7 protein-coding genes are annotated in these 7,455 nt (G+C 70.1%); 2 read left to right on the top strand and 5 right to left on the bottom strand.

The genetic code is table 11. The features are described 5' to 3' along the window. Nucleotides 1-120: 120 nt before the first annotated feature. From ACFVX4_RS10955 to ACFVX4_RS10940, 4 genes are all read right to left on the bottom strand, one after another. Entirely contained in the window at nt 121-864 is a 744-nt protein-coding gene (locus tag ACFVX4_RS10955) for a Clp protease N-terminal domain-containing protein (RefSeq protein ID WP_389974403.1), read from the bottom strand. 54 nt (nt 865-918) lie between these two features. Further along, nucleotides 919-1,422 carry a hypothetical protein gene (locus tag ACFVX4_RS10950; protein ID WP_389974401.1) on the bottom strand — a complete coding sequence of 168 codons (504 nt, stop codon included), beginning with the start codon at nt 1,420-1,422 and terminating at the stop codon, nt 919-921. Nucleotides 1,423-1,531: 109 nt separating this feature from the next. After that, a complete protein-coding gene (locus tag ACFVX4_RS10945) occupies nt 1,532-2,029 on the bottom strand; it encodes a peptidylprolyl isomerase (protein ID WP_266421761.1) in 498 nt (165 codons plus the stop codon). 240 nt (nt 2,030-2,269) lie between these two features. Then, nucleotides 2,270-3,454: a serine hydrolase domain-containing protein gene (locus ACFVX4_RS10940; protein ID WP_389974398.1), complete on the bottom strand. Its 1,185-nt coding sequence runs from the start codon at nt 3,452-3,454 to the stop codon at nt 2,270-2,272. A 331-nt stretch (nt 3,455-3,785) separates the two neighbouring features. Here ACFVX4_RS10940 and ACFVX4_RS10935 point away from each other — a divergent pair, with 331 nt between their 5' ends. Further along, complete coding sequence (locus ACFVX4_RS10935) at nt 3,786-5,099, top strand: MFS transporter (protein ID WP_389974395.1); 1,314 nt, start codon at nt 3,786-3,788, stop codon at nt 5,097-5,099. Here ACFVX4_RS10935 and ACFVX4_RS10930 read toward each other — a convergent pair. Further along, nucleotides 5,096-5,704 carry a TetR/AcrR family transcriptional regulator gene (locus ACFVX4_RS10930; RefSeq protein WP_389974392.1) on the bottom strand — a complete coding sequence of 203 codons (609 nt, stop codon included), beginning with the start codon at nt 5,702-5,704 and terminating at the stop codon, nt 5,096-5,098. The genes ACFVX4_RS10935 and ACFVX4_RS10930 overlap by 4 nt on opposite strands. 133 nt (nt 5,705-5,837) lie before the next feature. Here ACFVX4_RS10930 and ACFVX4_RS10925 point away from each other — a divergent pair, with 133 nt between their 5' ends. After that, complete coding sequence (locus tag ACFVX4_RS10925; RefSeq protein ID WP_389974389.1) at nt 5,838-7,436, top strand: AMP-binding protein; 1,599 nt, start codon at nt 5,838-5,840, stop codon at nt 7,434-7,436. The last annotated feature ends 19 nt before the right edge of the window (nt 7,437-7,455 follow it).

Below are 7,455 nucleotides of genomic sequence, written 5' to 3'. Positions count from 1 at the left end.
GTTTCTCTCACCCCCCCTTCTCGCACCACCTTACCCGAACCTCCCCTGGCGGGCCCAAGCCCCAATAACCCCCACCGCACACCTTTCCCCCCGCGGCGTCCGGCGGACCCGGCGGCTCGGTCAGCCGTCCTCCCCCGAGCCGGTGAGGAGGGTGAGGGCCTCGGCGATACCCGTCTCGGCGGTCGCCTTGTCGATGCCGAGATCCGTCAGCACACCCGTACCGTCCTCCTGCTCCAGCAGCGCGAGCAGGATGTGCTCGGTGCCGATGTAGTTGTGGCCCATCCGAAGGGCCTCCCGGAACGTCAGCTCCAGTGCCTTGCGGGCCCCGGCGTCGTACGGGACGATCTCCGGCAGCTCGCCGGTCACGGCCGGTGGCAGTGCCTCGGTCGCGGCCCGGCGGACGTCCTCCAGCGTGATGCCCTGGGCCTTGACGAACGCCGCGGCCAGCCCTTCCGGCTCGCTGAGCAGCCCCAGCACCAGGTGCGCGGTGCCCACCTCGTCGTTGTGTGCCGTGCGGGCCTCGTTCTGCGCGGCCATCACGACGTTCCTGGCCCGCGGGGTGAAGCGGCTGAACCCCTGGCTGGGGTCGAGATCCGACACCTCGCCGGGGTCCTTGGCCACGAACCGCTTCTGGGCCGCCTGCCTGGTCACCCCCATGCTCTTGCCGATCTCGGTCCAGGAGGCGCCCGAGCGCCGTGCCTGGTCCACGAAGTGGCCGATCAGATGGTCGGCGATGTCACCGAGGTGGTCCGCGGCGATCACCGCGTCGGAGAGCTGGTCGAGGGCGTCGGTGTGCACCTTTTTGATGGCCTCGATCAGATCGTCGAGGCGCACGGGATGGGTCGGGCGTACGGGATTCACCATGTGTCAACCGTAGGTTGACAGTCCCGAGGTGTCAACCGTCAGTTGACAGTGGGGTCAGTGGCGCGACGCATTGCAGAAGACGCATGCCTCCCAGTACGCCGGCGCGCACAGCACGCGGTGCCGTACGCACGAGGCCATGGCGGCCTCCTCCGGACCGGGGAAGGGGAAAATGCCGCTCCGCAGCTCGGTGCCGGCGGGGTCGAACGCCTCGACCATCTCCCGGTACTGCCGCAGATATCCCTCGGCGAACGGCGGTTCGTAGCCCAGCTCGTCCCACCGGTGCCTGCGCAGGGCCAGATCGAGCACCCGCAGCACGAAGCCCTTCGCCGCGGCCTGCTCGCCCGGGGAGCTGCCCCAGTCGACTTCCTCCAGGTCGAATCCGACCACCCCGCGCCCCACGGCGCCCTGGTCCTGCAAGGTCAGCAGGGTGGCGAAGCGGTACTCCCAGACGCTCTCGGCGAGACCGGACACGGCCAGCATGAGCACGTCGACGAAGACGTCCGTGCCCCCGTTGGACATGGACAGACTGCGGCCCCCGCCGTGGAAGAAGTTTCCCATCCCGGCACCGTATCGGCGGAGCGGGGCTGTTCGGCCGCCGGTACGACGGAGCGCGCCGCCCGACGGGACTGCCGGGCGGCGCGCTCGTTCCAGAAATTGCGTGTGCGGGTCAGACGGTGCCGCTGTCCGCGATGGTGATCTTCGCCTGCGGGCGACCGCTCTGGGAGCCAAGGGACTCGATCTTCTTGACCAGCTTCATGCTGTCCTCGTCGTCGACCTCGCCGAAGACCACGTGCTTGCCGTCCAGCCACGACGTCACGATCGTCGTGATGAAGAACTGCGAGCCGTTGGAGTGGGGGCCACTGTTGGCCATGGACAGCTGGCCCGGCTTGGTGTGCGCGAGCTTGAAGTTCTCGTCCGGGAACTTGGCGCCGTAGATGCTCTGGCCGCCCGTGCCGTCGCCCCGGGTGAAGTCGCCGCCCTGCAGCATGAAGTCGGGGATGATCCGGTGGAAGGACGACCCCTTGTAACCGAAGCCCTTCTCGCCCGTCGCCAGCTGGCGGAAGTTCTCCGCCGTCTTGGGAACGATGTCGTCGAACAGTTTGAACGTGATCCGCCCGGCGGGCTCGTCGTTGATGGTGATGTCGAAGTAAACCTTGCTCGTCATGGAACCATCCTGACATCGACTCGTTCGGCATTGACGGGCGGGCACGGGTGACACGCGCGCTCGGGCGGCGTCCGCCCGCTCGTGTGCGCTCCCGCCTGCGTGCGACGACCCGTTCCCGTCCGGGCTTCCTGGCCCGGCGGAGCTCGGCTTCCGCCGCGATCACCGGGTTCCGGAACGGCGTGATCACCGGGATCCGGAGCAGCTGGCCCCTGCCGCGGCGCCGGGCCCGTGGCGCCGGGGTCAGCTCGTGCGCTGGAGGTGGGCGCCGATCTGCAGGAACGCCGGGACGAGCGGGGCCGCGGGGGCGACCGGGGACATCGCCTGGGATCCGTAATGGACGATGACGGTTTCCAACTGGGGTGAGATGAAGAGACGTTGGCCGTGAATGCCGCTGGCCATGAAGGAGCCGTAGGGGTCGTTCAGGATCCACCAGAAGTCGTGGTACGAGAGGGTGGCGGGGGCGCTGGGCGGCGCGGCGGGGAAGCGGACGCGCTTGGGGTAGCCCTCCGGCGCGTCGGTGATGGCGGCGGTCACGGCGTTCGGAATGATCTGCCGGTCCGCGACGGCACCGCCGCAGCGGATCATCTCGCCGAGCCGGGCCACGTCGCGGGCGGTGGCGCTGAATCCGCCGCAGGCGGCTTCGGTGCCCTCGCCGTCCAGGACGTAGTAGGCGTCCTCGTCGGCGCCGAGCCGGGACCAGATCATGTCGCTCAGCAGGGCCGAGGTGGTGGTGCCGGTGCCGCGGCGGAGGATTTCGGCGAGCGCTTCGACGTTGCCGTTCTCGTAGCGGAACTCGGTCCCCGGTGCGGCGGTCGCGCGTGCGGTGGTGAGGTGTTCGCGGATGCTGGTGGGGCCGCTGTAGCCGTAGGGGCGCAGGGGCGGTGCGACGACCGCGAAGTAGCGCTGGGCCTCGACGGGCTTGTCGAAGGGGCGCCCCGCGTAGGAGACATGGGTCCCCATGTGCAGCAGGTGGTCGACGGTGCTGTCCCCGAAGGCGGTGCCGGCGAGTTCGGGGATGTACGTGGCGGCTGTCGCGTCGCGGTCGAGGGTTCCCCGGTGGGCCAGGGTGGCCGCCAGGAGGCCTATGTACGACTTGGCCGCCGAGGCGTTGAAGTGGGCGTCGTGGGGCCGCAGCCCGTGCGGGTAGTTCTCGTAGACGACGGTGCCGCGGTGCATCACCAGGAGGGCGTCGGTCTCGGCGGCCGCGAAGAGGTCCTGGAGGGTCAGGGTGCGGCCGTCGGGCGCGGTGATCGTGAGCTGTTCGATGCCGGCGGTGCCGGTCGGCAGGCTGCGGGCGGGGCCCGGTCCGTGCCACACCCGCCGGCTGGGCAGCAGTTCCCGGCCCGACGTGGTGTAGCGGCGCACCCATGCCGGGTCGGTATAGCCGCGGGACCAGTGGAGATTCGCCAGCGGTGCCTCGGTCATGCGCGCTCCTCGAAATTGAGTGACGTTCCGATCGCTACCATACACACCGTCTAATTTCATGACTGTCGCGTTCTGGTTCGTTGCCTCCTCCAGTGATCGACTCGTGGTGCATCGCCTCGCTTGCCATAGAAGCATTGACCGGAAGTGGCCAGCACGTTACGTTGCCGAATCAACAGCCCATTAATGGACGCTGTGTTCAATCGCTTGCCGTCGCACCCCGAACAGGGCGTGCCCGGACGGGAGCGGCGCCGCCACCCGCGTCAGCCCGATGCCGTGCCTCCCGTCGCAGAGCATTCGCCCCCTGCTTCTCCCGAACCGCAGGAGTCTCCCCATGTCCTCGCAGCCATCACCGCCGCTGGCTCTCGACGCGCCCGGCGACCTCGCGGCGCCGGCGTTCGACCGGCGCCGCGCCTGGCTCGTCACCGCGCTGATCGTCACGTTCATGATCGTCAATTTCGCGGACAAGTCGGTGCTCGGACTGGCGGCCGACCCGATCATGGACGAGCTGGACATCAGCCACAGCACCTACGGCCTGATCTCCAGCTCCTACTCGATCCTGTTCAGCCTCTCCGGGCTGGTCGTCGGCTTCTTCGCCGCACGCATCTCCAGCCGGGTCCTGCTGTTCGTGATGTGCGTGGCGTGGGGCCTGGCCCAGCTGCCCGTCCTGATCGTCTCGGCCGTGCCGGCGCTGGTCGCCGGCCGGGTGCTGCTCGGTGCGGCGGAGGGACCGGCCACGCCGATGTCGATGCACGCCCTGTACAAGTGGTTTCCGGTGGGCCGCCGCGGTCTGCCCTCGGCCCTGCAGATCAGTGGTGCCGCGCTCGGCACCCTCATAGCGGCGCCCGTGGTGACCTGGCTGATCACCCGGTTCGGGTGGCGTTCGGCCTTCGCCGCGCTGGCCGTGACGAGCCTGGTGTGGAGCGCGGTGTGGTGGTTCGTCGGGCGCGACGGGCCCTATGACCGGCCTTCCGTGCGCGCACCGGCCGGGACCGTCGGGCCCGCGCACGTCCCGTATCGTCGCCTACTGCTCTCCGGCACGGTGATCGGGAGCGTGACCAGCGCCTTCGGGGCATCGTGGGCGATGGCCCTCAGTCAGGCGTGGCTGCCGTCGTATCTCAGGAACGAGCTCACCATGAGCCCGGGGACGGCGGCGGCGGTGCTCAGTGCCGTGTCCGCCTTCAGTTTCGTACTGCTGCTGGCACTGTCCCCCATGGTCGACCGGCTGACCCGGCGCGGCGTGTCGCTGCGCCTTTCCAGCGGTGTGCCGCAGGGCCTGGCGGTGGCGTGTGCGGGGACGGCGATGGCGGTGCTCCCCTTCGTCGGCTCGCTGCCGGTGCGGCTCGCTCTGATCGCGGTCGCCTTCGCGGTGCACTCCATCGCCTTCCCGCTGCACTACATGACGGCCGCGGCGGTCGTGCCCGCCTCCCAGCGTGGCGCGCTCTTCGGGATCGTGGCCGCGACGGGGACGTTTCCGGGGCTGCTGGCCCCCTCCCTGACCGGCCGCCTGCTGGACACGGCGCCCTCGGCGAGCGCGGGCTACGCGCAGTCGTTCGCGCTGGCCGCGGGCGTCATGATCACCTGCGGTGTGGTGGCCGTCTGCTGTATCCGCCCGGCCCGGGACGCCGCGCGACTCAACACGCCCTAGAACTGGGCCCGGTCCGGTGCGGTGAAGCCGCTGGCCCAGTACCGGCCGTGCAGGGCCAGGTCCAGGAGCATGCGGACGGCCTCTTCGGCGGGCATCGGCGGGGTGTCCTGCTCGGCCCACCAGCGCAGTACGGCGATCTGTTCGCCCACCCAGACGCGGGCCAGCAGGTCGGCGTCGATGCGCGGCTGGACGCTGTTGCGTTCGGCGCGGGCCTTGAACTCCTGCGCCGTCGCGGCGGCGCAGGAGTCCACGAACATCTGCAGGGGCTTGCCGTCCCCCTCGCCGCGCAGGACGACCCGGTACACGTCCCGTTCGTCGCTCACGTGCCGCAACATCTCCAGCAGCGGTTTGCCGGTGAACCCGACGGCGCTGCCGGACACCGCCGGCTCCAGGCGCTGCGCGAGCTGCTCCAGCAGGTCGGTGGTCACGCGCGCGAACAGGTCGTCCTTGCCCTTGAAGTGCGCGTAGAACGTGGCGCGCGCGACATCGGCCCGCTCGGTGATGTCTTCGACGGTGAGCGCGCTGAAGCCGCGCTCCAGTACCAGCTCCACCAGCGCGCCGCCCAGCGCCCTGCGGGTGCGCCTGGTGCGCCTGTCCTCGGCCATGCGGCCCCCTTCGCCCTGTCGTGGTTCGCGCACAGTCTAGATGGCTCTTGACAGCCCACAAGATACAAAACATTCTGTCCGTAAACATGCTTGCTGTATTCAATTGGCCAGACTGCAAGGCTGGAGATCGTTGATGAACCTCGGCACCTACCTCACCCGCAGCGCCCGCTACTGGCCCGACGCGACCGCTCTGGTCTGCGGCGAGCGTTCCTGGACGTACGCGGAGCTGGACGGTGCGACCGACCGGCTCGCCTCGGCCCTGATCGCCCGCGGGCTGCGCCCGGGTGACGCGGTCGCCTCCCTGGCCTGGAACCGCGGGGAGCTGGTCGAGGTCGAATTCGCCCTCTACAAGGCCGGACTGGTACGCGCACCGATCAACGCCCGTCTGGGGCGCGGCGAGATCGAGCACATCCTGCGCTACGCACCGGTGCGCGCCCTCCTGTTCGACGCGGCGCACCGCGAGGACGCGCTGGCCGCCGTCGAGGCGTCGGGCACCGGCTGTCTTCCCGTGCTCCTCGATGACGAGCCGGCCGCCGCGTCGGGCGCGACACCGGATGCCGCCGCGGTCCTCGGCTACCGGGCCCTGCTCGGCGAGGCGGGAGCGGAGACGGGAGCCGGCCCGGTCGCCACCGACGTGGACGAGGACGCTCCGTGCGTCCTGAACTTCACCTCCGGGTCCACCGGAGCGCTCAAGGCCGCCGTCCAGACCTTCGGCAACCGCCTCGCGAACATGCGCAAACTGCTGATGAGCGACGAGTCCCGGCCCCGGCCCGGCACCCGCTACCTCGCCTGCGGCCCCATCACCCACGCCACCGGCATGACCCTGCTGGCCAACGTGTTCGCCGGGGCGACCACCCATGTGCTGCCGGCCTGGAGCGCGGAGGCGTTCGTGGAGACGGTGGAGAGGGAACGCATCACCGCGACGTTCCTCGTCCCCGCCATGGTCAACATGGTGCTGGCCCACCCGGACGCGACCGGGCGGGACCTGTCCAGCCTGACCGGCGTGCGCGTGGGAGGCGCGCCCATCTCGCCCCAACGCCTGCGGGACGCCGTGCGGTTCTTCGGCCCGGTCGTGGCGCAGGGCTACGGCCTGGGCGAGACGACCAGCGTGGTGGCGGGCCTGAGCAGCCAGGAGATCGCCCACGCCGTCGCGGACGACCCCGAACTGCTCCAGTCCTGCGGACGGGCGATGTACGACACCGAGATCCGGATCGTCGACGAGGCCGGCCGGCCGCTGCCGCCCCGCGAGGTCGGTGAACTCATCGTCCGCGGCCCCGACTGCGTACGCGAGTACTGGCAGGAGCCCGAACTGTCGGCGCAGACGTTCCGCGACGGCTGGGTCCACACCGGCGACCTCGCCTGGATGCGCGAGGACGGCTACCTGTTCCTCGTCGACCGCAAGAAAGACATGATCATCTCCGGTGGGTTCAACATCTACTCCACCGAGGTCGAGGCCGCCCTCTACGAACACCCCGGTGTCCAGGAGGTCTGCGTCATCGGAGTGCCGGACGAGACGTGGGGCGAAGCGGTCAAGGCCGTCATCGTGCCCCGCCCCGGCCACGCGCCGAGCGCCGACGAGATCACCGCGTTCTGCGCCGAGCGCCTAGACCGCTTCAAGAAGCCCAAGAGCATCGACTTCGTCGGAGAACTGCCCCACAACCGGAACGGAAAGCTCGACCGCAAGGCCGTGCGCGAACCGTTCTGGGCCGGCGCCGACCGCCGCGTGAACTGACCCTGCCCTCCCGACCGCA

The sequence above is a fragment of the Streptomyces sp. NPDC058240 genome, assembly GCF_042882135.1.
In the GTDB taxonomy this organism is placed as follows: Bacteria; Actinomycetota; Actinomycetes; order Streptomycetales; family Streptomycetaceae; genus Streptomyces.
Note: the sequence above shows the minus strand (reverse complement) of the source record. Positions and strands in the feature narration are given on the sequence as shown.